Annotated in this window: 24 protein-coding genes; 9 read left to right on the top strand and 15 right to left on the bottom strand. The window is 71.6% G+C overall.

What is annotated here, in order from left to right; translation table 11 throughout:
• The first annotated feature begins 361 nt into the window (after positions 1-361).
• On the top strand, positions 362-1216 hold the full coding sequence (locus OG510_RS05685) for a LysR family transcriptional regulator (RefSeq protein WP_164267285.1): 855 nt from the start codon (positions 362-364) through the stop codon (positions 1214-1216).
• A 301-nt stretch (positions 1217-1517) separates the two neighbouring features.
• On the opposite strand, the gene OG510_RS05680 is transcribed toward OG510_RS05685, so the two are convergent.
• From OG510_RS05680 to OG510_RS05625, 12 genes are all read right to left on the bottom strand, one after another.
• Positions 1518-2192 carry a cation:proton antiporter gene (locus OG510_RS05680; RefSeq protein ID WP_406135621.1) on the bottom strand — a complete coding sequence of 225 codons (675 nt, stop codon included), beginning with the start codon at positions 2190-2192 and terminating at the stop codon, positions 1518-1520.
• A gap of 4 nt (positions 2193-2196) precedes the next feature.
• Complete coding sequence (locus OG510_RS05675) at positions 2197-2481, bottom strand: cation:proton antiporter (protein WP_406135620.1); 285 nt, start codon at positions 2479-2481, stop codon at positions 2197-2199.
• 234 nt (positions 2482-2715) lie between these two features.
• Positions 2716-3627 (bottom strand): DUF6282 family protein, encoded by a 912-nt coding sequence (locus tag OG510_RS05670; RefSeq protein WP_406135619.1) that lies wholly within the window; start codon positions 3625-3627, stop codon positions 2716-2718.
• Positions 3614-4312 carry an RraA family protein gene (locus OG510_RS05665; RefSeq protein WP_406135618.1) on the bottom strand — a complete coding sequence of 233 codons (699 nt, stop codon included), beginning with the start codon at positions 4310-4312 and terminating at the stop codon, positions 3614-3616. Before OG510_RS05665 ends, OG510_RS05670 begins: the two co-directional genes overlap by 14 nt.
• Positions 4309-6531, bottom strand: a complete 2223-nt coding sequence (locus OG510_RS05660) for an isocitrate/isopropylmalate family dehydrogenase (RefSeq protein ID WP_406135617.1) — start codon at positions 6529-6531, stop codon at positions 4309-4311. Before OG510_RS05660 ends, OG510_RS05665 begins: the two co-directional genes overlap by 4 nt.
• Positions 6528-7370, bottom strand: a complete 843-nt coding sequence (locus tag OG510_RS05655) for an alpha/beta fold hydrolase (RefSeq protein ID WP_406135616.1) — start codon at positions 7368-7370, stop codon at positions 6528-6530. Before OG510_RS05655 ends, OG510_RS05660 begins: the two co-directional genes overlap by 4 nt.
• Positions 7367-8299, bottom strand: a complete 933-nt coding sequence (locus OG510_RS05650) for a 3-hydroxy-3-methylglutaryl-CoA lyase (RefSeq protein ID WP_164265871.1) — start codon at positions 8297-8299, stop codon at positions 7367-7369. Before OG510_RS05650 ends, OG510_RS05655 begins: the two co-directional genes overlap by 4 nt.
• 281 nt (positions 8300-8580) lie before the next feature.
• A complete protein-coding gene (locus OG510_RS05645; protein WP_406135614.1) occupies positions 8581-9483 on the bottom strand; it encodes a LysR family transcriptional regulator in 903 nt (300 codons plus the stop codon).
• Positions 9484-9641: 158 nt separating this feature from the next.
• A complete protein-coding gene (locus OG510_RS05640) occupies positions 9642-10931 on the bottom strand; it encodes a multidrug effflux MFS transporter (RefSeq protein WP_406135613.1) in 1290 nt (429 codons plus the stop codon).
• Between the two features lie 43 nt (positions 10932-10974).
• Positions 10975-11964 carry an FAD-binding protein gene (locus tag OG510_RS05635; protein ID WP_406135612.1) on the bottom strand — a complete coding sequence of 330 codons (990 nt, stop codon included), beginning with the start codon at positions 11962-11964 and terminating at the stop codon, positions 10975-10977.
• 203 nt (positions 11965-12167) lie between these two features.
• A complete protein-coding gene (locus OG510_RS05630) occupies positions 12168-12371 on the bottom strand; it encodes a 4-oxalocrotonate tautomerase family protein (RefSeq protein WP_164265867.1) in 204 nt (67 codons plus the stop codon).
• A gap of 186 nt (positions 12372-12557) precedes the next feature.
• Complete coding sequence (locus tag OG510_RS05625; protein ID WP_406135611.1) at positions 12558-12920, bottom strand: hypothetical protein; 363 nt, start codon at positions 12918-12920, stop codon at positions 12558-12560.
• A gap of 586 nt (positions 12921-13506) precedes the next feature.
• Here OG510_RS05625 and OG510_RS05620 point away from each other — a divergent pair.
• Genes OG510_RS05620 through OG510_RS05610 form a run of 3 tightly spaced genes read left to right on the top strand, consistent with a single transcriptional unit; the run spans position 13507 to position 16464 of the window.
• Positions 13507-13734 (top strand): integrase, encoded by a 228-nt coding sequence (locus OG510_RS05620; protein ID WP_406135610.1) that lies wholly within the window; start codon positions 13507-13509, stop codon positions 13732-13734.
• A gap of 49 nt (positions 13735-13783) precedes the next feature.
• A complete protein-coding gene (locus OG510_RS05615) occupies positions 13784-15595 on the top strand; it encodes a gamma-glutamyltransferase family protein (RefSeq protein ID WP_406135609.1) in 1812 nt (603 codons plus the stop codon).
• A 41-nt stretch (positions 15596-15636) separates the two neighbouring features.
• The gene (locus OG510_RS05610; RefSeq protein WP_406135608.1) at positions 15637-16464 is read left to right on the top strand and encodes an inositol monophosphatase family protein; all 828 of its coding nucleotides are present in this window, start codon (positions 15637-15639) and stop codon (positions 16462-16464) included.
• A 24-nt stretch (positions 16465-16488) separates the two neighbouring features.
• Here OG510_RS05610 and OG510_RS05605 read toward each other — a convergent pair whose 3' ends face one another.
• From OG510_RS05605 to OG510_RS05595, 3 genes are read right to left on the bottom strand one after another with little or no spacing between them, the layout of a single operon-like run.
• The gene (locus OG510_RS05605) at positions 16489-17097 is read right to left on the bottom strand and encodes a cysteine hydrolase family protein (protein ID WP_406135607.1); all 609 of its coding nucleotides are present in this window, start codon (positions 17095-17097) and stop codon (positions 16489-16491) included.
• Positions 17081-17602, bottom strand: a complete 522-nt coding sequence (locus OG510_RS05600; protein WP_406135606.1) for a flavin reductase family protein — start codon at positions 17600-17602, stop codon at positions 17081-17083. Before OG510_RS05600 ends, OG510_RS05605 begins: the two co-directional genes overlap by 17 nt.
• On the bottom strand, positions 17599-18084 hold the full coding sequence (locus tag OG510_RS05595) for an ester cyclase (protein WP_406135605.1): 486 nt from the start codon (positions 18082-18084) through the stop codon (positions 17599-17601). The genes OG510_RS05600 and OG510_RS05595 overlap by 4 nt, the downstream gene beginning before the upstream one ends.
• A 304-nt stretch (positions 18085-18388) precedes the next feature.
• Here OG510_RS05595 and OG510_RS05590 point away from each other — a divergent pair, with 304 nt between their 5' ends.
• Genes OG510_RS05590 through OG510_RS05570 form a run of 5 tightly spaced genes read left to right on the top strand, consistent with a single transcriptional unit; the run spans position 18389 to position 23012 of the window.
• Positions 18389-19552 (top strand): LLM class flavin-dependent oxidoreductase, encoded by a 1164-nt coding sequence (locus OG510_RS05590; RefSeq protein WP_406135604.1) that lies wholly within the window; start codon positions 18389-18391, stop codon positions 19550-19552.
• Entirely contained in the window at positions 19549-20211 is a 663-nt protein-coding gene (locus OG510_RS05585) for an amino acid synthesis family protein (RefSeq protein ID WP_406135603.1), read from the top strand. Before OG510_RS05590 ends, OG510_RS05585 begins: the two co-directional genes overlap by 4 nt.
• Positions 20208-20759, top strand: coding sequence for an amino acid synthesis family protein (locus OG510_RS05580; protein ID WP_406135601.1), 552 nt, complete (start codon positions 20208-20210; stop codon positions 20757-20759). The genes OG510_RS05585 and OG510_RS05580 overlap by 4 nt, the downstream gene beginning before the upstream one ends.
• Complete coding sequence (locus OG510_RS05575) at positions 20756-21535, top strand: alpha/beta fold hydrolase (RefSeq protein ID WP_406135600.1); 780 nt, start codon at positions 20756-20758, stop codon at positions 21533-21535. The genes OG510_RS05580 and OG510_RS05575 overlap by 4 nt, the downstream gene beginning before the upstream one ends.
• Positions 21507-23012: an aldehyde dehydrogenase gene (locus OG510_RS05570; protein WP_406135599.1), complete on the top strand. Its 1506-nt coding sequence runs from the start codon at positions 21507-21509 to the stop codon at positions 23010-23012. Before OG510_RS05575 ends, OG510_RS05570 begins: the two co-directional genes overlap by 29 nt.
• Positions 23013-23075 lie beyond the last annotated feature (63 nt).

Raw genomic sequence — 23075 nt, 5'->3', positions numbered from 1 at the left:
CGGAGATCACAGCGCGCAGGCGTCCCCCGGAGTGGACGGCGCGGGCCAGCGCCCTATCGACGACCCTTGGGGCGCCAGGGGCGCCGGGCCGGAACGGTGCCGGGAGCACACGCCCGCGGCACAGAGCTGTCCCCTGTGGATTCCTTTGCTCTTGGTTGAACCGGTTTTGGCGCCAGCCCGGTTGACGGCGCGCACCAGTATTCACTCATGACGTACCCCCGTTTGAGTGCATGGCAGCACACCAGCAGTTCGCGAATGCCGGCCCTGCCGGTCATCCCGTCCGCTCGGTGACATCAAGCAGCCTATGCATACGATCGCGCCTTGAGAAATGACAGTGCGGAGCCACCTATAGGATTGCCGAATGAATATAGACCTGCGTCACCTGAGATGCTTTCTGGCCGTCGCCGAAGAGGGGGGCTTCACCGCCGCCGGCCGCCGCCTGCACCTGGCCCAGCCGACCCTGACGCGCAACATCCGCATGCTGGAGGAGTCTTTGGGGGTGCGGCTCTTCGAACGCAGCACGCGCCGCACGGAGTTGACCGACAAAGGCGCCGCCTTGCGCAGGAAGGTCACCCCCCTGCTGCGTCAGCTCGACGCGGCGCTGCGGGAGGTGCAGGAGGGGGAGGCCCTGCGCATCGGGTTCAGCTGGGGACTGCCCGAGGGGTTATCGCGGATCGCCGCGCGGTTCGGCGAGGAGGCGGGCGTGGCCGTCCAGTTCATCCGCTGCGACACCCCGCAGGCCGGGCTCGACACCGGGCAGGTGCATCTGGGTCTGCTGCGCTGTGCGGAACTGCCGTCGGGGCTGCGGGGCGTGCTGCTGTGCGAGGAGCCCCGCATCGCCGCGGTCCCCGCGAGCTGGCGACTGGCCGAGCGCACCGAGCTGGACTGGGCGGAGCTCGCGGAACTGCCCCTGATCATCAACACCGTGAGCGGCACCACGTTCCCGGACATGTGGCCGGACGGGAACCGGCCGGAGGTCGGGGCCGAGTGCCGCAACTTCGACGAATGGCTGGAGCAGGTGGCGGTCGGCCTCGGTGTGGGCACCGCGCCCGTCTCCGCGGCCCGCCGCTACACCCACCCCTTCGTCCGTCTGGTCCCGCTGACGGGGGCGCCCAAGGTCCCCGCCTACCTCGCCCACCCCTCGCACGGCGCCCATCCCCAGGCCGTTCGCTTCGCCGACCACGCCTGGCGGGCGGCGGACGAGCTCCAGCTCTAGGGTCTGTCGTCAAAGTGCCGCCTGCCGCGCGGCGTCTGGCACATCCCCAAGTTCTCGGCTGCGCTCGAACAGGGGAGGCCCCACTGATCGCGGCGTTGCCGGAATGCCCTAGTAGCTCCGCTACGAGAGCATTCCGGCGCCTTGCGCTCGCACGCACCAGACGCCGCGCGGCTGCCCTTCGGGCAACGACGGCACTTTGACGACAGACCCTAGCCCGGCCGCGACAAAGCCCGCCTCTGCCCATCCGGCCCTCTACTCGGCGGTGTGGGCCGGGTAGACCCGCACGTCGGTGTACGCGCCCTCACTCGACGCCGAGCCGCCGCCGTCCGTTGTGGCGGTGCCGCCGGAGGGCGTGGAGGGCGCGGCCGTGGAGGCGGGGCTCTTGGCGGACGCGTCGCTGCCGGAGTCGTCGTTGCCGCCACACGCGGTGAGCGAGAGGGTGGCGGCGAGCCCGACGGCGGCCAGAGCGGCGATGCGGGTGTACTTCTCGGTGTTCCCCCAGGAATGGCGGCGCGGTCCATGCGGTCAGAACTATGGGTAGCTCGCACCGAATTACGGCAGGTTCCCCATGAGATCTTCGTTCTGTCACAGCCGCATCCGGCGCACCTTCCCTACCCGGCCCCGCCGCGCCGCCCCGCCGCGACCAGCTCCGGCCCCGCGCCTTCCGTCCCTGGCCCGCCGCCACTTGATGGACCGCCGGGACGTTGCGCGGTGTGGCGGCGCCGAAGAGGAACGCGCCCAGGGTCGCGTGGACGCCGATGCGGTCGGTGGCCAGCGCCGACAGGCACAGGCCACCCGTGACGAGGACGGATGCGGGGCCCGGACGGGCGCGTTGGAGCGCGCGGGCCAGCAGCGGGCGTACGACGCGGAGCATCAGGGCCGCGAAGGCGACGGTCAGCGAGACCGTGGCCAGGGCGGAGAGCGTCGAGGTGCTGCGGGTCAGGGCGGCCACCAGGGCGAGCAGTGACCACGCCACAACGTCAGGTCAGGGCCAGGGTGCCCATACGGGTGTGGGCGAGATCGCGGTCGGTCAGGATGCGCGCGAGGACCGGGAAGGCCGTGATGCTCAGGGCGACCGCGATGAAGAGGGTGAAGGGCAGGCGGGCGGCCGTACCGGGGGCGTAGGGGTCCCACAGCGCGAGCGCGAGGAGCACTCCGCACACCAGGGGCACGATCAGGCCCGCCAGGCCCACCGTGAGGGCCGTGCCGCGCTCGCCGCGCACCTGCTCGGCGTCCAGTTCCGGCCGAGCGGGAACATGAAGCACGGCAGGCCCAGTTGGCCGAGCGCGTCCCGGACCGGGGCGAGATCGAGAGGGAAGAGGGCGGCCGTCCCCGCGGGCCACACACGGCCGAGCAGCGCCGGGCCGAGCAGGATCCCGCGGCCATCTCCCCGATGACGGGGGGCTGGCCCAGGCGCCGGCACAGCGCTCCCCCCGCCCAGCATGCGAGGAGCACGAGCGGCAGGGAGAGCAGCAGCGCCGACAGGACCGTCGGTGCGGTCACAGACTCAGCATCTTCAGCGGGCCGGTGTGAGTGATGTCGATGACGCGCTCGGGCGCCAACCCGGCCTCTGAGTAGCTATTCTGATTCCACGTCAGCCAGTCCGTGATGTCCATCTGGGACGGCTGTCCCAGATCCGAGCTGTAGACGACGCGGGGCAGCAGGGACAGCACGTCGGCGAAGTCCGCCCAGTCCTGGTAGCCGAGGAGGCGGGTCAGCGCGGTCTGTTCGGTCCACACCTGCTCCGCCGCCGCCACCTCCACCAGGTCCTTGCAGCTGAGCCCGGTCATCGGGTTGGCGGGCTGGTTCAGCATCAGGCGCGGCACGTCGAGGCGTACGACCTCGTCGACGAGCAGCCGCACCTCGTGGCCGTCGGCGTGCCCGGTGGAGATGACCACCGGCAAGTTTCGTGCGGCGCGCAGGAGTTCGGTGACCTCCGGGCGCAGCGCGCCGCTCTCGTCGGCGACGGTCAGCGGGGGCTGACCGTCGCCGAGGAGCGGGTGGGAGGGGGTGCGGGCCAGGCGGCTGCGGTGGGTGCGGCCGGTGACCGTGGGCAGGTGCACGATCAGGCGCAGCCCGCTGTCGTCGCCGTGCTGGATGACGGCCTGTTCCACCGCCCGCGGGTCGAAGCCGCCCGCGAGCCGGTTCAGGACGATCGAACCGGAGACCGGCAGGCCCTGCTGCCGGGCCTCCCACGCCTGGGCCGCGGTGGAGCCGAGGTGGTTCTTGAGGACGACCCAGCCGCGGTGCTCGGCGTAGAGCGCGCCGGCCGTGGTGGCGGTGTGGCGGCGCAGATAGGCGTCCGGGCCCACGTGGTAGTGGACGTCGATGAAGCGGGACTCCCGCGCGGGCAGCGGGGCCGGGCCCGAGCCCGCGGTGCCCGCCGCCCCGGTGGGCTCAGCGCTGCTCATCCTCGCCGCCCTCCTCCCATGGCCGCGCGTAGCCGAACCGCGCCCGCGCCTCGTCCAGCCGGGCGCCGCCGAGCGCGGCCTCCCGGATGCGGGACTCGGTGCGCTCGACTGCCTCGGCGCGGCGCACCACCTCCTCGACCAGGTCGGCCGGGATGCGCAGCGCCCCGTTGTCGTCGGCGAAGATCCAGTCGCCGGGGCGCACCGGCGTACCGGCGATGTCGAGCTCGACACCGGTACGGTCCAAGACCACCCGGTTCTTGCCGCTGACCATCGTCACATCGGTGCTGAACAGCGGGTATCCGGCGGTCCGCGTCTCCAGCACGTCGCGCACCGAGCCGTGCACGACCGTGCCGGCCACCTCGCGGTGCTGTGCGACGGAGCTGAGCAGCGAGCCCCAGTTGGTGCAGGTGCGGCTGCCGCCGTTGTCCACGACGACGACCGAGCCCGCCGGTACGTCGTCGATGTAGTTGGCGGCGTTGTGGAAGCTCGTGGCGTCGTCGATGGCGCGGTAGCGGACCGTGAAGGCGGGCCCGCAGGCGATGCTGCCGGGGGTGCGGGTGGCGATGCCGGGCAGCACGCACGGCGGGGTGCGCAGGCTGTCCATCGCGTCCGACAGGGCGGCGGTGTCCAAGCGGGACAGGCGCTCGCGCAGGGCGTCGGCTGCCACGGGGGCGGCGGTGGTCATGCGGTTTCCTCCGTGAGTAGGTGGGGGTGCGCGGTGAGGTGCCGGGCGAGCGACCAGGCGGCGAACTGGGCCGCGTACGCGGTGACTTCGGCGCCGCGGTTGGGCACGGTCAGCGTGGCGGTGTGCTCGGCGCCGGACTCGTCGCGGACGGTGCGGACGAGGTCGAGCGTGCCGGTGTACTCCGTGCGCGAGCCGCCGTGCCAGACGCCGGACAGGGAGACGGCGAGGGTGCGGGTGCCGTCGCTGGTGTCGCGCTCGAGGGCCAGTTCGGCCGCGAGCACGCCCGCGGTGAGCCGGTCGTCCAGGTCGAGGACCAGGCCGCGCTCGTCCAGCAGCAGGGCGAGTTCCTGGACGGCGGTGCGGTCGCGGTCGGTGACGATGTGGCCGGCGAGGGCCAGATCGAGGCGCATGGCCAGGTCGTCGGCGGCCTCGGGCGGGCAGCCGAGCCGGACGTCGACGTACGGGTAGTGCCAGCGGTAGGCGGGCTTGACCGGCACGCCGGTGTCCTGGACGAGCTCGTCCACCAGGGCCGCCGCGTCCGCCTCGATGATGCCGAGGGTGCGGCGGAAGACGGTCATCACCTCGGGCGGCTCGGGCAGGTGCGGCAGACCGTCGCGCAGGACCGCCTCCACCATCGGCAGGCATTCGCGCGGTGGCCCGGGAAGCATGATCACCGTGCTGCCCTGCGACTCGGTGCGGCAGCCCCAGGCGGTGCCGTTGACGTTGGGCAGCAGGTCGGCGCCCTCGGCGAAGAGCGCCTGGCGGCGGTTGTCGTCGTGGATGGCGACCCCGAAGCGGGTGAGGCGTTCCACGACGCCCTGCCACGCCTCCTCACGGTGTTCGAGGGGGCGGCCGAGCGCGCGGGCCACCCCGCCGCGGGTGACGTCGTCGGAGGTCGGACCGAGGCCGCCCATGACCACGATCACGTCGTCGCGGCCGATGGAGTGGCTGATGGCGTCGGCGATGGTGGCCTCGTCGTCGCCGATGGTGTGCCGCACCCGGACCGTGACGCCGCGCTCGCCCAGCATCCGCGAGGCGTTGGCGGCGTTGGAGTCCTCCAGGTCGCCGCGCAGCAGTTCGTCGCCGATGGTGATGATGGCCGCGGTCGGGGTGTGGGGCACCTCGAGGCAGGCGTCGATGACGGCCTGCGCAGCCTCGCCGGTGCTCGCGGAGCCGCCGAGGTCGTAGGTGACCCGGTCGCGTCGGCGCGTGACGTGGCGTACCGCGTCCTGGATGCCGGCGGCCTCGTCCGGGAAGCCGAGGTGTTCCAGCATCAGACCGATGGTGAGGAACGCGGCCACCGGGTTGGCGCGCTCGCGCCCGGCCATCGCCGGGGCGCTGCCGTGCACCGGCTCGAAGTAGTTGCCCTTCTCGCCGATGTTGGCGCTGGGCGCGAGGCCGAGGCCGCCCATGACGCCGCCGCCGAGGTCGGAGAGGATGTCACCGAACATGTTCTCGGCCACGATCACGCCGAAGCGCTCGGGGCGGCGGGCCATCCACAGGGCGACCGCGTCCACGTTGAGGACCTCGAAGGGGATCTCCGGGTAGTCGGCGGCGACGGCTTCCAGGCGCTCCAGGACGTAGGCGCTGCTGTGCCGCAGGACGTTGGGCTTGTCGGCGAGGGTGACCCGCTCGTAGCCGTGGGTGCGGGCGGTCTCGAAGGCGAACCGCAGGATGCGGTCGAGGCCGTGCGAGGTCTGGAGCCGGACGCTGGCGGTCGCGCCGTCACGGCCGCTGCGCCGGACGTTGGGGTGCTCGGCCACCAGCGGCCACATCTCGTCCGGTACGTGGTTCCAGTCCAGGCCCGCGTACAGGCCCTCGGTGTTCTCGCGGACCACGCAGAAGCGGTACGGGGTGCCGCCGCCGAGGTAGTTCTCCACCGGCCGCAGGTTGGCGAACAAGTCCAGGCGCTGGCGGAGTTGGATGATGGGTGAGATGTACTGCGGGTCGGTGGCACGCAGTTCCGGACTCAGGTCGGCCAGCGCCTCGCGGCGCGGCTTGCTGGTGGTGGCGCCGAGCAGGACGGCGTCGCTGCGGCCGATCAGGTCCCAGGTGCGGTCGGGGACGGGGTTGGCCTCGGTGCGCCAGCAGTCCCAGCCGATGTCACCGAATTCCAGGTCGATGGGCAGGCCGACGGCGTCGATCACCGGCAGCGCGGCATCCAGGACCTCGGGCCCGATTCCGTCGCCGGGCAGGACTGCGACGGTCTTGCGGTTCATGATTCTTCAGCTCCCAGGAAGCGGGCGATGGTGCCCCGGGTGAGGGCGGCCTTGTCGGCGTGCGGGCGCATGCCGGCCCCGGGGATGCCCACGAGGTGGTGGTCGGGGCGGGGTCCGGTGGCCAGGTGGTGGCGCCGCACGAGCAGCGACTGTTCGCCGTACACGTGCAGCAGGGGTCCGGGAAAGCCGCGGACGGGCTCCCGGGCGTCGGCGTCGTGCAGCAGGCGCAGTCCGGCCGCGAGCCGTGCACCCGCCAACCCTTCGTCGGCGGACGGCGGTTGGGCCGACGCGACGTCCCGCGCGGCGGGACGCGGGCCCGGTCCTCGGACCACCTCGTCCAGCAGCCCGAGGGCCGCGGCGAGGCCCTGGCCCGTGACGGCGGCGATGCGTTCGAGGGTGGTGTTCAGTTCGTCGTCGGCGACGGTGGGCCCGGACAGCAGCACCACCCGGGAGCGGTGCGTCCACTCCCGGTCGAGCAGGGCCTGGACGACGGCGCCGCCCAGTGCGTTTCCGGCCAGCACGGCCGGGCCCGCGTCCGCGGCCCCGGCCTCTTCGGCGGCGTGGCCGCCCGGTGCGAGACAATCGGCCCAGCGGTCCACCAGCGCCTTCAGGTCGTCGCCCTCGTGCAGCAGCGACAGGGTGTCGTAGACCGTGATCCGGTGCCCGCCGGCGAGCAGCGGCTCGGCGACGTGCCGGAAGAACGCGCCCTGGTCCCAGCGGGGCATGACGGGCGCGAGGACGACCGCGTGGCGCGGCGCGCCGCGGTCGCCCAGGACGGCGCGGGCCGGAGCCGGCGCGCTGGTGCGCGCCGGCTCCGGGTGCGGGGGACGCGAGGTCACCTGGCGCCCGCCGCGGTGAGCTCGCGGGCCGCCGAGAAGGCGTCGGCGATCCGGTCCAGGGGGAGCTTGGCGCGCTCCTCGACGGACAGGTCGAAGTGGCCGAGGACCAGGTCGGGCAGCGGGAGCGACGGCGCGGCCTCCGCGATCTCGGACTCCATGCGGTGCGCGAGGCTGAGGATGCGGCCGAGGTCGTACGTGGCGGTGCCGGTACGCCGTCCGAGGTAGGCGAGCCACTGCTCGGTCACCAGGTTGCCCGGACCCTTGCCCATGCCGAGGACGGAGGAGTCGATCCAGGTGGCTCCCGCGTCGACGGCCGCGATGGCGTTGGCCAGCGCGAGGCCGAGGTTGTTGTGGGCGTGCAGACCGATGGCCGCGTCGGTCACCGACCGCACCAGGGTTACCAGTTGGGACACCTCGCCCGGGTGCATGCTGCCGTTGGAGTCGGCCAGGTAGACCACGTCCGCGCCGGCGTCGCCGGACATGGCGGCGAGGTCGACGAGGCGGCGTCTGGCGAGCTGGCTCACCCGGGTGATGTTGACCGTGGTGGTGAAGCCGAGCTCGGCGGCCCGGGAGAGCAGTTCGAGCCCGGGCTCGGGCGTCGCGGAGGGAAGGCAGAACCGCAGGAGGCGGGCGCCGGCCTCGTACATGCTGCCGAGGTCGTCCTCGGTGATGTTCTTCGGGTGCAGGATCATGCAGAGGCGCTCGGGCGGGACGACCTCGGCGACCGCCCGTATGTACTCGTCCGCCCCCATGCCGGTGCGGCCGAGGCCGGGCTTGGTCTTGAACGACCCGTTGCGGTACCCGATCTCGACCCACTCCATGCCGGCCGCGACGCTCTCCCGGGCGTGGTGGAGCGCGTAGTCCAGCGGGAAGTCGAAGTTGTTGCGGTAGCCTCCGTCGCGCAGCGTTACATCAAGATTGACGATCATTACCCCTCCAGGTATGAGTTGGCAGGGCGACAGGTGGCATGTGAATCCGTCGTGACACGACGAATTGATGGAGAGTTAACTCGCGGTTTTTTTGGCGGGACTTCCACCAGGACATATCAAAAATCACCCCGTTTACGAACTTGGCGATTCCACAGCCGGACGCCCATCAGCCGGAAAGAACATCGGCGGGACACCAGGCTGGAAGCTCGTTGCTCAGAACGTATCGCACCGCCGCCATCAAAACCTAATGGGAAGGTAAAGAATTCGCCAAGCAAAATGGCTCAGTCCCCGCCCGCAACCTTTCGTCGAACCTGCCTACTCGCAGCCGTCAACAACTCGAGACGTGCGGGGTCGGCGTTTTCCTGCAGGGCGAGAAACATACGGATAGTGACCGGCTCCCCGTTAAGGGGAAGCAGCGCGATGCGGCGCGAGGACACCGTGTTGGTCGCCGTCGGGTACACCAGGGTCCAGCCGGAGCCGCCCGCGCCGATGTCGGCCAGGGTGTCCTGGAGCCGCGTCGAGGGCGGCCCGAGGAGCGGCTCGAAACCGGCCGCGCGGCACGCCGCGACGACCGTGTCGAACAGCACCGGATTCTCCTCGCGGCCGGCGATGCGCAACGGCAGTTCGGCCAGATCGGCCAGATCCAGGCGCTCACGTTCGGCCAACGGGTGCGCGGCGGGCAGCGCGACCACGAGCGGGTCGTACCAGAGCGTGAGAAGCAGCAGGCCAGGAGCGCGCTCGATGCCCCGGATGAAGGCGGCGTCCAGGCGCCCCGCGCGCACCTCCTCCAGGCGCGTACGGGCGTCCAGGGTCTGGAACTCGAAGCGGGTGTCGGCCCCGTGGCGCGGCAGCGCGTCCAGGAAGTCGTCCAGGCGCTGGCCGAGGGCGGAGCTGATCCCGAGGCGGAAGGTGGCCGCGCTCTGGACCGCGAGCTGCTGCGCCATGGAGGCGAAGGAGTCCAGCGCCTTCAGCAGTTCGCGGCCCTCCGGCAGCAGGGCCCGGCCGACCGGTGTGAGGGTCACGGTGCGGCTGGAACGGTCGAAGAGCTGGGTGCCCAGCTCCCGTTCCAGGCGGCGCACTTGCTGGCTCACGGCCGGCTGGCCTATGTGCAGGCGTTCGGCCGCGCGGCCGAAATGCAGCTCTTCGGCCACCGCCACGAAGTACTGAATCTGGCGTAATTCCACAGGATCCCCCTATCGCTGGGGCGACCCCTTTCATTGAAAGTACAACCTTCGGTGTCCGAGGGATCGCCACGACGGAGGAATCCTCGCACACCGACGAGCGGCACCTGCCACCGGGAGGGCCGCTCCGTCGGTAATGGAGTTTTGTTTACCTCGGGAATTTATTTACTCTGAGCGGTAGCTTTCTGGAAATCCGCTGCGCGGCCGTTGGTAATGCGAATTTCCCTGTCCAGTGCCTGCGCGCGGTCGGTCTGCCGGGCGGCCAGCGAAAGGAAGAGGGCGAAGGCGGCGATTCCCACCGAGGCGGCCCCGAGGACGAACCAGCCGAGCGCGAAGAGGTCGCCCGCGGGCAGCCGGCTCGAAAGGAAGATACCGAGCGAGGCGGCGAGCAGCTGGAGCGCGCCCATCAGACCGGACGCCGCACCGGCCGTCGCGCGGAAGGTCGTCACGCCCGCGCTCATCGACAGCGGGAGCAGGAAGCCGTTACCGAAGGTCATCACCGGCATGAAGACGAGGACCAGGAGCCCCCACCGCCCGCCGACCCCGCTCAGGCCGAGGCCGACCATCATCAGCGCGCCGAGCAGGAAGAACCCGTGGCCCATCCAGAGCAGCTGGTTGACGGGCCGCTTGCGCAGCAGGGTGCGCGAGGTGAGGTTGCCCGCCACATAGGCGATCGAGACGGTGATGTAGCAGTAGCTGGTGGTCTCGGTGGCCAGGCCCATCTTCTCGAAGACCAGCGGGGACGCGGCCAGGTAGCCGAAGTAACCGCCGTACGCCACCGCCAGGTTGAGGGTGTAGGCCCAGAACAGCGGGCGGGTCAGCAGCTTCGGGTAGTTGCGCAGCGTGGCGCCCAGGTGCTTGCTGCGGCGCTCGGGCGGCAGGCTCTCGGGGATGGAGGTGACCATCACCACCAGCGTCGCGAGCCCGATCAGGGCGGTCACCACGAAGGGCGCGCGCCAGGAGACGTACGTTGTCAGATAGCCGCCGACCAGCGGCGCGATGGACGGTGAGACGCCCACGATCGGCATGACCGTGGCGAACATCCGGGCCGCGTCCTTCTCGTCGTACAGGTCGCTGATCACGGCCCGGCCAAGCACCATGCCCGAGCCGGCGCCGAGGGCCTGCAGGAGGCGGGCGGCGCCGAACACCTCGACGGTGGGCGCCGCCGCGCAGATCAGGGAGGCCACCACGAACAGGCCGAGCCCGGAGACGATGACGTGCTTGCGCCCGTACGCGTCCGAGATCGGCCCGTAGATCGCCTGCGAGACCGCGATGCCGATCATGAAGGCGCTGAACGTCCACTGCACGGACGCGACCGGGGTGTTGAAGGCATGCGCGGTGGCCGGCACGCCCGGCAGGTTGATGTCGGAGGCGAACAGGCCACCGGCGTTCAGCGAGCACAGGACGGCGAGCAACAGCGCGTAGGGAGTGCGTGTTGATGCGGTCTTCATGGCAACTGGCAACTTCCTCGGTGTGGGGAGGGGCGGGGGGTTTTCAGCCGGCCGATGCCGTCACCTGGGCGATCTCCGCCCCGGCGAACCGACCGAACGTGAGCGCGCGCAGCACCGAGGTCGCCCCCGGGCAGCGGCTGTAGGAGAGGCCGGCGGTCTCGCCGACGGCGTACAGGCCGTCGATGGGCGTGCCCGCCGGTGTCAGCACCCGCGAACGGGCGTCGGTCCGCAGACCGCCGTGGGTGAAGGTGATGGCACAGTGCACCGGCCAGGCCATGAAGGGCCCGGTGTCGAGCTCCACGGCCCAGTTGGACTTGGGCGGCACCAGGCCGACGGTGTGCTTGCCGCCGGGCGCAATCGGGCTCAACCCGCGGCCGGTGGCTTTCATGTGACGGCCCAGCAGGTCCGGGTTGCCCCGGAAGCCGCCGCCGCAGGCGAGCACGGTGCGGCGGGCGGCGATGTGCCGCAGCCTGCCGCCCTCGCGCACCTCCACGCCGTTGACCGCGCCCAGCGCGTCGGTGCTCAGGGAGGTGGCCCGCACGCCGTAGGCGATCGAACCGCCCAGTCGCTCAGGCGACTTGGCGAGCTGGTCCACCAGGCCCGCGCCGCCGCAGGCGGGCATGAGCCGGGGGCCGCGCGCGGTGACGAAGTAGGTCGGCCGGGTCTCGAACTCCACCCCGTGGTGCTCGGCGAGCCAGCGCACGGCGGGTGCGGCGTTGAGGCTGAGCGTCTTGATGTGGTCGGTGTCCGACTGCCCCTCGCTCAGCTCGTGCAGCCGGCTCTCGAAGTCGTCGGCCGGAGCGCCGTCCGCGGCGAACCGGAAGAACGAGCCGGTCCAGGTCGTGTTCCCGCCGCGGTCGTAACGGCTGGAGCGCTCCAGGACCAGGACCCGGCTGCCCGGGGCGTTCTCGGCGAAGCTGACCGCCGTCGCGAGGCCGCCCGCACCGCACCCCACGACCAGCAGATCCAGGGGACCTGCGGTGCCGGCTGCGGTGCCGGCTGACGGGACGGCGGTGTCAAGCGCGTCGCTCACGACGGCTCATCTCCTGTTCGGGGTGGGCGCAAGGGGCGGCCTGGGCGACCGGGTTCGGGTGCGGGGCACCTCCAAGCCCGGCCCTGGCGGCCGGGTGGGGAGACGAAGGGGGGCCGTTTCCGGGCCGGAACGGGGGAATCTCGGTCCGGAAACGGCGGCTGCGGAGCCCTCGCGTCAGGCCGGCGGCCCGGCGGGGCCGCGGGTCACTTGGCCGCTGCGGCGGCGCGGGCCGCGAGGGTGTCGCCGGCGATCGACCAGCTGTCGGTTGCGATCTCCTGCACGGTCACCCAGACGCTCTCCGGCTTACTGCCGGTGGCCTTCACGTACGCGTCGGTCAGCTCGCGGACCAGCTCGGCCTTCTGCTCGGCGGTCTTGCCGGGGGTCTGCTGCACGTGGATGAGAGGCATGTGTTCTCCGCTGGATCGAGGTGGAACGGCTGACGCGCGGTCCCTCTGGCCGGGGAACCGCCGCGGATCCAGTCCAACACCGGGCCGTGAGCCGTCCAAGACGCAATCCGATCTGACACCGATCACGAATCGTGATGCGTGGGAGATGGCCGGCCGCGAACGGCGCGGTCTGTTCATGACACGGCGTCAGGTCTTGCGCATGGCGATGAGCGCCGCGAGGCCCATCGCGGCCAGGCACACCGCGACCACGCCCGTCCACCCCGCGCCGTGGTAGGCGGAGGCGGCCAGGGTGCCGCTGACGCTGTTGGCGATGTAGTAGAGCGTCAGGTAGACGGCTGAGGCCTGGGCGCGGCCGGTGGTCGCGGCGCTGCTCACCGAGCTGGAGGCGATCACATGGCCGGTGAAGAACCCCGCCGTGATCAGGACCAGACCCGCGACGCTGTCGGCCACGGTCACCAGGACGCCCGCCGAGGCCACCACGATGCCCCCGTACAGGGCGGTGCGCCGCCCGAAGCGCTCGTCGAGCCGGCCGACGCGCGCCGAGGTCACCGTGCCGACCAGAGCCGCACCAGGAGCGGGTCTCCTCGGCAAAGATTTCCCGCAACGCGGGCATCGCGGTGATCGTTTCGTCCTCGCGCACGTGGCACGGCATTCCGGTGCCACACTTCGGGCAAGTGGTGTTAGCCCTGGGGCCCCCGAGTGCTGTGCGACGGTGAGTGTCGATCGGCTAGTGCACGACGGTCTGCTAGCGCTCGCCTCGGGTGACACGCCTCGGGCCCCGCGGCTGTACGTGCTTCCCCTCGTCGTTGGTGATGCCGAGCCGCTGTCGGGTACGTGATGGGGCGGGCAACATGGCCGACGATCGCCGGTTACCCAAAACTGCGATTCTCCGGACCACTGGAGGAGTCCGGTCGCCGTGCGATTTGCATGTGATGGCCGGACGGCTGCGTTCATCCCCGCGCCTCACCCCAAGGAGTCTTCCCATGACCGCAGTTATCAATGAAACGCGATCGCCGCCAACACGTGGAACACCGCGATCTGGAAGCCTGCTCCGGCCAGGGCGGGTGTCATCCCTTCGCGTGCCGAGGGGGCGAAACCTTGGCAGTGGCAAGCGGCGCCGAAGGACGGGTTCCATGTGTTGAGGCACACGTATGCATCCCTCGTGCTGGAGGCAGGAGAGCCAGTCGTCACCCTCGCCAAGTGGTTGGGGCATTCATCGCCGACCATCACGCTCGATCACTACGCGCACTTCATGCCGGAGGCGGGGAAGAAGGGGCGCAGGGCGATCGATAGCCTGCTGGGGGAGCGGGTGGAGGAGAGTGCCGATCCACACTCCCCAGATTCTCTCCAGGCCCGATCCTGAGTGCAGATTCGACCGTCTGACGCGCGTAAACAGTGAGGTGAGAGCCCCTATGTTCACCACCCGCCCCACCCTGCAGGGCACCTTCGGCATGGTGTCGTCCACCCACTGGCTCGCCTCGCAGTCCGCGATGGCCGTTCTGGAGGCCGGCGGAAACGCCTATGACGCGGCCGTCGCCGCCGGCTTCGTCCTGCATGTCGTCGAGCCGCACCTCAACGGACCGGCCGGTGAGGTGCCCGCGATCATCGCCCCGGCCGGCGGCGAGGTGCGGGTGCTCTGCGGACAGGGCCCCGCCCCCGCCGGCGCGACCGTCGCCCACTACCGCTCGCTCGGCCTCGACCTGGTCCCCGGCACCGGGCCGCTGGCCGCCGCGGTCCCCGGCGCCTTCGACGCCTGGATGCTGCTGCTCCGCGACCACGGCACGAAGTCCCTCGCCGACGTCCTGAAGTACGCCATCGGTTACGCCGAGGACGGCCACGCGCCCGTCGAGCGCGTCGGCCTGACCGTGGAGACCGTAAGGGAACTCTTCGAGACCGAGTGGACCTCGTCCGCCGATGTGTACCTCCCCGGTGGCAGGGCACCGGCGCCCGGCGAGCTGTTCCGCAACCCCGCGCTCGCCGCGACCTGGCGCAGGCTGATCTCCGAGGCCACCGAAGGACGGACGGACCGCGCTGCCCAGATCGACGCGGCCCGCGCCGTCTGGCGCGAGGGCTTCGTCGCCGAAGCGCTGGTGCGCCAGTCGCAGCGCCCCACCAGGGACACCAGCGGCGACCGCCACACCGGCACCCTCACCGCGGCCGACCTCGCCGGCTGGTCGGCCACCTACGAGGCGCCCGCCACGTACGACTGGAACGGCTGGACCCTCTGCAAGGCGGGCGGCTGGAGCCAGGGCCCGGCCTTCCTCCAGCAGCTCGCGCTGCTCCCCGGCGACCCCGCAGAACTGCCCCCGTACGGCTCGGCCGACTACGTCCACCTGCTCATAGAGGGCTGCAAGCTCGCGATGGCCGACCGGGAGGCCTGGTACGGCGACGCCGGGGAAGTCCCGCTCGACGCGCTCCTCTCCGGCCCGTACAACGCGCGGCGCCGCGCCCTGATCACCGGCGCAGCCTCGCACGAGCTGCGCGCCGGCAGCCCGGAGGGCCGCACGCCCCGGCTCAGCCGGCAGGCCACCGCGGTGGCCGCGGGCGAGCCGGGCTTCGACGCCATGGGGATCCCCGCGCCCGGCTCCGGCGAGCCGACCGTCGCCAAGGACGGCGCGACCCGCGGCGACACCTGCCACCTCGACATCGTCGACCGCTGGGGCAACATGATCTCGGCCACCCCGAGCGGCGGCTGGCTCCAGTCCAACCCGGTGGTGCCCGAGCTGGGCTTCCCGCTCGGCACCCGGCTCCAGATGGCCTGGCTGGACGAGGGGCTGCCGAACTCGCTCACCCCGGGCCGCCGTCCGCGCACCACCCTCACCCCCTCGCTCGCCCTGCGCGACGGTGTACCGGTGCTCGCCTTCGGGACGCCGGGCGGCGACCAGCAGGACCAGTGGCAGGTGCACTTCTTCCTCGCGGTCGCGCTGACCGCACCGGTCCGCGGCGGTCTGGACCTCCAGGGCGCGATCGACGCCCCGAACTGGCACAACGACTCCTTCCCCAGCTCCTTCCACCCGCGCGGGATGCGGCCGGGCAGCGTCACGGTCGAGTCGCGGATCGGGGAGGAGACCATCGCCGAGCTGCGCCGCCGCGGGCACGAGGTGACCGTCGGCGGCGCCTGGTCGGAGGGCAGGCTGTGCGCGGTCGCCCGCGACCCGCTGACCGGGGTGCTGAGCGCGGCGGCGAACCCGCGCGGCATGCAGGGTTACGCAGTCGGCCGCTGAACCGGTACGGGGCCTTCACCGGGGTGTGCTGTGATGGGGGCATGACCGAACAGCTTCTGACCAGGGATGTGACCGAGGTCGACGCGGTGGTCCGCGAGGCGGCCGCCGCCGAGATCCTGCCGCGCTTCCGGCAGCTCGCCGCGCACGAGATCGCCGAGAAGAGCGGTCCGCACGACCTGGTGACGGTGGCCGACCGCGGCGCGGAGGACCACCTCACGGCCGCCCTCACCGCACTGCTGCCGGGCTCGGTGGTGGTCGGTGAGGAGGCCGTCGCGGCCGACCCGTCCTCGTACGCGGCCATACGGGGCGACGCACCCGTCTGGATCGTCGACCCGGTCGACGGCACCCGCCAGTTCGTACGCGGCGAACCTGGTTTCTGCACCCTGGTGGCGCTCGCCCACCGCGGCGAGCTGCTGGCCTCCTGGACATACGCCGCGGCGCTGGACGAGATGGCCGTCGCCGTACGGGGCGGTGGCGCCCGCCTCAACGGGGAGCTGCTCCAGGCCGGTTCACCCGCGCCGGGCGCGGAACTCCGGGTGGCCACCTCGCACCCGGACTTCACCACACCCGAGCAGAAGAGCTCGCTGCTCGCCCTGCGTACCGAAGGGGTCCGCACCAGGCCGTGCGGTTCGGCGGGCCTGGAGTATCTGGCGATCGCCCGGGGGACCCTCGACGCGGTGGCCTTCAACTGGGAGCTGGCCTGGGACCACGCGGCCGGACTGCTGCTGGTCGAGGAGGCGGGCGGCGCCCATCTGACGCTCACGGGCGAGCCGTTCCGTGTGACGGGCGGCAACGCGCTGCCCTTCACCGCCGCCCGTGACACGGCGACCGCCCGCCGGGTGCGGCAGCTGCTGGCGGCGGGCGCCTGAGGCACGGACTCACCGCAAGCCAGGTCAGCCGCCCGGCCCCGGCAGGGAGCGCGCCTCGCACACCTCGACCATCGGTGAGAGCAGACCGAGCAGGCGCAGAGTGTCGCCGTGGCTGCGGTCGTCGACGCCCGCACAGGCGTCGGACACAACCGTGACCGCCCGCCCCGCGTCCGCCGCCGCCAGAGCCGTCGCCAGCACACAGCAGTCGGTGGCGACACCGCACAGCACCAGCGGGGCGCCCGCGGTGAGCGCCGCCAGTTCCCCGCCCCACTTGCCGAACGTGGGCAGTGAGACCACCGGGGTGCCTCCGGGGAGCGGCCGGGTGAGCTCCCACAGTGGCGAGTCCTGCGGGCGGCGCATCGTGCTCCAGCGGTCGTAATAGCGGGCCCACTGGTCCGGTTCGGCGGGGTCGGGCACGAAGCGGGTGTGCACGGTGCGGCCGGCGTACCGCTCGCCCAGCGCGTCGATGACCGGCTCGATCTCCGCGTAGCGCGGCACCCGCCAGGCACTGTCAGCATCGGCGAACGCCCGCTGCATGTCGATGACGACGAGCCAGGGTCCGGGCGCGCGGTCGCCGGGGCGGGCCGCGGCCCGGTCCCCGGCCCGTTCCACCGGCTCAGAGAGCGGCGGCATCGAGCTGCCCGCCGTCGTAGAAGCCGCCCGCGCTGTAGATCAGCGGCGGCCGCTCGGAGTGGGCGGCCTGGGTGACCCGTCCGACGAAGATGGTGTGCGTACTGGTCTGCAGGCGTTCCTGGATCCGCGCCTCCAGTACGGCCGCGCTGCTGTCGATCAGCGGCGAGCCATGGGCGCCCGCGGTCCAGCGCAGCTCTGCGAACTTGTCGTCGCTCTTGCCCGCGAAGACCGTCGCGACGGGCAGCTGGTCGGAGGCGAGGATGCTGATGCCCATGTGGCCGGCGCGGAAGAGCGGTTCATAGGTCGACGAGGTCCGCTGGACGCAGACCATGACCAGGGGCGGGTCGAGCGAGATGCTGGAGAAGGCGTTGACGGCGAGACCGCGCGGCCGTTCCCCGTCCATCGTGGTCACGATGGTGACCCCGGTGATGAACTTGCGGTGCAGTCCCTTGACATCGGACTCGGCCACTTCCGCCGCCGGCCGGTTCTCCGCGGTCGTGCTCATGACGCCACCGCCGATCGCGCGTGGCGCCCCTGGGCCCCGGCCCCGGCGGGCGCCTCCGCCCGTGCGCTGTCCAGCGGGATGATCCCCAGCGCTGTCAGCAGCTGGCGGGGATCCCAGGTGACCCACTCCTCGGCGACCATGCCGTCCTCGATACGGGAGAACGTGGCGCCGGAGACCGTGACGGTCCGGCCGGTCGGCGGTACGTCCATCAGCCGCCCGGTGTGTGTACCCCTGCTGACCCAGCGGGTCGCCACCCGGTCCCCCTCGACCACACAGTCCTCGATCTCGGTGACCAGATCGGGGAAGCCCGCACGGCACGCGGTGATATTGGCCTTGAGGTCAGCCGTGCCCTGCGCGGTGCGGCCGTGCCGCCGGTAGTCCGCCGCCAGGACGGTGTCGAGCGCGTCGACCTCGCCACGCTGCCAGGCCGCACCCCATGCCGCGGAGATGCGTTCCCTGATGTCGGTGCTTCCGGTACTCATACGTCGTCCACCGTGCCCTTTCCTGCGGGAAGCGGGACCCGCGGATCGCCCGCCGGTTCGCTCCGCCGTGCACTGCTCTTGTGTGGCAGGACGCTATGAACGCTCCTCTTGCATGTCAAGGGATGGCCTCTTTCTCGCTGGTTCCATGGCTCCAACTCCCTTGTTTCGTCTAGATATAGCGGCTATTTCCCACTGAATGGGACCGTTCTGAAAAACGCCATTCCGAGTCTTGACGGCTGAAAGAAGCGGCACCTACGGTCTGTTGTATGCCAGCAGCTGCTGGCCGGCACAGAGAGGCAGGTCCATGCGTTTCTCGATCTTTCACGCGCTCGGCGCTCCTGGTCAGCTCGGTGAGTACCACCGTCTGATGCGGGAGGCACGCGAGTTCGCCGTCGCCGCGGAGGACGCGGGCTTCTGGTCGGTCTGGTACACCGAGCACCACTTCGGCCACGAGGGGCAGGAGCTCACGCCCAACCCCGTCCTGATGGGCACCGACATCGCCGCGCGCACCGAGCGCATCCGCATCGGCCAGGCCGCCAACATCGTCACCTTCTGGCATCCGCTGCGCCTCGCCGAGGACCTGGCACTGCTCGACCAGCTGTCCGGCGGACGGGTCGAGGTCGGCGTGGGCCGCGGTCTCTACGGGCGCGAGGCGATGAACCTCAACCCGCAGGCCGACCCGCGCGACCAGGAGCAGAACCGCGCTCTGTTCGAAGAGACCCTGGAGATCCTGAAGAAGGCGTGGTCCGGGGAGTTCTTCGAACACCACGGCCGCTTCTACGACTTCCCCGCCCCCGGCCTGAAGTGGAGCCACCCCCTCTCCCCGGCCACCGAGGACTTCACCACGGACGGCGAGATCACCAAGCTGGCCGTCACACCCGCCCCGTACCAGCGCCCGCACCCGCCGATGTGGCAGGTCGTCGACTCGCCCCGGTCCATCGAGTCCTGCGCGAGGAACGGGATCCAGGGCATCCTCTGGCTGCCGCCGGTCTCCGCGCTCAAGGGGCGCTTCGACCTCTACCGGCGGGCCGCCACCGAGGCGACCGGCCGTGAGCACGCCCTCGGCGAGGGGCTCGCCCTGGTCCGCGACGTGTATGTCGCCGACACGATGGAGCAGGCCAGGGAGGAGTTCCAGGAGGCGCTCCTGCAGACCTACCGGTGGGTCACGCACTGGCGCGGTCTGTCCAACCTGATGGAGGAGGGCGAGGAGCTGACCGACGCCCACGAGCTGAGCTTCGACTTCCTCCAGGACCGCAATCTGCTGGTCGGCACCCCCGACTACGTGGCCGGGAAGATCAGCGAACTCCAGGACGAGATCAACCTGGAGCATCTGATGCTGTGGACGACCCACCCCGGACTGCCGCACAAGCACGCCATGCGCAGCCTGGAGCTCTTCTCCGAACAGGTGATGCCCCGCTTCACCTCGGACGCGAGCACCGCCGGGACGAGCGGCGCGGGCCGCTCGTGACCGTCATCCGGCGCATCGTCACCTCCTGCGAGGACTTCGTCAGCGAACTGGGCGAGCCGGTCGTCACGACCGTCCGGCGCGGTGCCGTCGCGGTGGTGGTGCGCAACCCCTGGGCCGGGCGCGGCATCGTGGCCGACCTGCCGGCCGAGGCCCAGGAGCTGGCGCCCCTGGTGGCCAGGGAGATCACCAGCCGGCTGACCGCCATGCTCGGCGGCGCGGACGCCATCGAGTCCTTCGGCAAGGCGGCCGTCGTCGGCCTGGATGGCGAGAGCGAGCACGGCGGCGCCCTCATCCACACCCCGTACTTCGGCAATGTCGTACGCGAGATCCTCGAAGGCACCTCGATCATCGCCTTCAGCGAGGAGCAGGCCCCCGCGGGGACCACGGTCACCGTCCCCATCTGGCACAAGACGGCCGCGGCGACCCGCTCGCACTACGCCGCCACCCGGATCAGGGTCCCGGACGGCCCGCGCCCCGACGAGCTGGTGATCGTCGCTGCCGCCGCCACCGGGCCGCGCCCCAACGCCCGGATCGGGGACCGGCGCACCGACCCCGTGGTGACCCTGGAAACCCTGGCGACCGCATCCCCTGCGGCCCAAGCCCCGGCAAGTCCCGGCCCGGCAACCCCCGCCCCGGCAAGCCCCGAGAGGACCTCATGAACATCCGTAAGATCGTCACCCTCGTGGACGAGATCCACACCGAGGGCGGCGTCCCCGTCGAACCGGCCGCCCGTACCGCTGTGGTGGCGGCCGTCATCGACAACCCCTGGGCGGGCCAGGGCTTCGTCCAGGATCTCGGCCCCGGCATCGAGGCGACCGCTTCCGAACTGGGCGCGCTGCTCGCCCCGTTGGTCGTCAAGGCACTGGGGGAGACGGTCGAGGCGTACGGCAAGGCGGCCATCGTCGGTCTGGACGGCGAGACCGAGCACGGCTCGGCGCTGATCCACACCCTGAAATTCGGCAACCACTTCCGGAACGCGACCGCCGCCACCACCCTGCTGCCCGCGGTGGAGAAGCGCGCCGGGGCCGGCACGGTCTTCGACATCCCGCTCAAGCACATCACCGACGCCACCATCCGTTCGCACCACCAGACCGTGGAGGTCCGCGTCCCCGACGCCCCGCGCGCCGGTGAGATCGTCGTCGCGCTGGCCGCCGCGGCCCAGGGCCGCCCGCAGGCCCGCCTCGCACCGCTGGCGACCGAGCAGTGATCGGCTACGAGGACCACGGCAGCGGCACGGACCTCGTGCTGCTGCACGGGGTCGGCCTCGACCGGCACATGTGGGACCGGTGCGTACCGGCGCTCGCGGCGCACCACCGTACGCGGACCGTCGATCTGCGCGGCCACGCCGGTTCACCGCCGGCCGAGCCCGGTGTCACCCTCGACGACCTCGCCACCGACGTCCTGGACACCCTCGAAGGCCCCGCCCACCTCGTCGGGTTCTCGCTGGGCGCCCTGGTGGCGACCCGGGCCGCGCTGCTGGGGCCGGCCGCCGTCGCGTCCCTGACCCTGGTCAGCTCGGTGGCCCGGCGCACCCCCGAGGAGAGCCGGGACGTGGCCGGCCGCCTCGACCGGGCCAGGGACGACTTCCCGGGCTCGGTGGACGCGGCGATCGACCGCTGGTTCACCCAGGAGTGGCAGACGGCAGAACCGGACCTGGTCGAAGAGGTCAGGGCGACCCTGCTGGGCCAGAACCACGCCTCGTACCTGGCCTGTTACGAGGTGTTCACCCGGGCCGACGCCGAACTGTGGCCCCAGCTGCCCGCGGTCGGTGTGCCGACCCTCGCCGTCACCGGCGGGGCCGACCCCGGCTCGACCGAGGCGATGACCCGGGCACTGGCCGCGGCCGTCCCCGGCGCACGGGCCGCCGTCATCCCGGGCGCCCGGCATCTGCTCGCGCTGGAAGCGGCCGGGCAGCTCACCGACGAGATCATCCGACACACCACGGAGGTGGACCGTGACCGCACCGCGACTCCCGCGTCATGACCACTACATCGACGGCGCCTGGGTGCGGCCCGCGAGCGGCGCCTATCTGCCCAGCGTCAACCCGACGACCGCCGAACCCTGGTACGAGACGGCACGCGGTGACGCCACCGACGCCGACCGTGCCGTACGGGCCGCGCGCGCCGCGTTCGACGACCCGTCCTGGCGCGATCTGACCGCTACCAGGCGCGGCGCGCTGCTGCGCCGGCTCGCCGAACTCATCGGCGAGCACGGCGAGGAACTCGCACGTACCGAGACGCTCGACAACGGCAAACTGCTCAGCGAGATGCGCGCCCAGCTGGCCAGCCTGCCGGAGTACGTGCACTACTACGCGGGCCTGGCCGACAAGGTGCACGGCAGCACCATCCCGGCCTCCCGCAAGGAGATACTCAACTACACGGTGCGCGAGCCGCTCGGCGTGGTCGTGGCCATCACCCCGTGGAACTCCCCGCTGCTGCTGACCATCACCAAGCTGGCCCCCGCGCTGGCCGCAGGGAACACCGTCGTCGTCAAACCGTCCGAGCACACGTCGGCCTCGCTGCTCCAGCTGGCCCCGCTCCTGGAGAAAGCCGGCTTCCCGCCCGGCGTCGTCAACGTCGTCACCGGTTACGGCGACGAGGTCGGCACACCGCTGGTGGAGCACCCGCTGGTCGCCAAGGTGACGTTCACCGGCAGCACCCGCACCGGGTCGCGGATCGCGGCGAGCTGCGGCTCCCGCTTCGTCCGCACCACGCTGGAGCTGGGCGGCAAGTCGCCCAACATCGTCTTCGGCGACGCGGATGTGGCCAACGCGTCCGTCGGCATCGTGGCCGGGGTGTTCGCAGCCGCCGGGCAGACCTGTGTGGCGGGCAGCCGGGTGTACGCCCAGCGGGACGTCTACGACGAGGTGGTGGAGCGGGTGGCGGCGCGGGCCGACGCGATCCGGCTCGGCGACCCGCTCGACCCGCGGACCCAGCTCGGGCCGCTGGCGATCGAGAGCCAGCGCGACAAGGTGGAGGAGTACGTCGCCGCGGGCCGGGCCGAGGGCGCGGTGACCGTCGCGGGCGGCAGCAGGCCCGAACCGGGCGCGCTCAACGGTCTCGGCGGGTTCTTCTACCGCCCCACCGCCTTCGTCGAGGCCGACAACAGCATGCGGCTGTGCCGGGAGGAGATCTTCGGCCCGGTCGTGGCGATCATGTCCTTCGGGACCGAGGAAGAGCTGGTGGGGCTCGCCAACGACACAGAGTACGGGCTGGCCGCGGGGCTGTGGACCCGTGACCTGGCCCGTGCGCACCGTGTCGCGTCCCGGCTGGACGCCGGGACGGTCTGGGTGAACACCTACCGCTCGATGTCCCCGATGTCACCGCGCTCCGGCTTCAAGTCCAGCGGTATGGGCGTGGAGCACGGCACCGAGGTGATGGGCGAGTACACCCGGCTCAAGAGCGTCTGGATCAACACCGATGAGGGACCGGCCGACGACCCCTTCGTCCTGAAGTCCTGAAGTCCTGAAGTCCAGAGGTTCAGAGGTCCCAGAAGTCCTGGACTCCGGCGCGCCGCGGTGCTG

This window comes from Streptomyces sp. NBC_01089 (assembly GCF_045162975.1).
In the GTDB taxonomy this organism is placed as follows: domain Bacteria; phylum Actinomycetota; class Actinomycetes; order Streptomycetales; family Streptomycetaceae; genus Streptomyces.
The sequence above is the reverse complement of the archived record's forward strand: the minus strand, read 5'-3'. Positions and strand labels throughout refer to the sequence as shown.